Source organism: Streptococcus sanguinis, assembly GCF_003943735.1.
GTDB lineage: Bacteria > Bacillota > Bacilli > Lactobacillales > Streptococcaceae > Streptococcus > Streptococcus sanguinis_E.
On sequence record NZ_RJMV01000034.1, the window covers coordinates 1 to 700 of the forward strand.

Annotated in this window: 1 protein-coding gene; it reads right to left on the minus strand. The window is 33.7% G+C overall.

Features of this window, described 5'->3' with window-relative positions:
* A partial coding sequence (locus D8877_RS12240; RefSeq protein ID WP_260468733.1) for a DUF5677 domain-containing protein occupies nucleotides 1–684 on the minus strand: 684 nt, incomplete at its 3' end.
* Between the last annotated feature and the right edge of the window lie 16 nt (nucleotides 685–700).

The following is a 700-nucleotide window of genomic DNA, read 5'->3' on the forward strand; positions in this document are numbered from 1 at the left end:
CCATAATTTGGGTTCATCAGGAAAAATATAGTCATGTGTTTTAAAATATTGCTCTCTTACCACATCAATCCACTTATTTAGCATTTTTGCAGCTATTATAGAATCACCAGATGGATATACCATCAAAAGCAACCCCGTAAGTTGCGCTATTGTTATAGCAGAGTGTTCACCAGGTATTGTTAGTCCATAATCAGTATGCCCTACACTTATTTTCTCTTCCCCGTCCATTAGACCTAATCGATTAAATGTGCCTTGTGATGATGCATGTGTGACTTCATTAGAGATTCGATATGGTTGTTGCCATAATTCTGATGGGAAATTGGATTTTTTTCTGATATCGTCAAAACTTATATATCTCTTTTTAGGACTAAATTCACCACAAGCTCTTGCCCATTCATAACGATCTTCTGTATTATGTGATGAAATATAAGCTTCAGCAACTTCCTCTCCATATTCTGAAATAAACGACGCAATAATATTTAATTCGTAAAGTGAACGCCATCTAGAATACGCACCATCAGCAAATCCATTTTTCATTAAAGTGATTATCTCTAAAAATTGTTGTAGACCTCTTCCGTGTATGTATTTTAAGGCTGTGTATTTATGAATAGATTTTTCTCTCTCCTTGTTATCAATTTTATTTACATAATCAGAATAATCTTTTACAGATTCAAGAACCATCATATACATGGTCTCAGAT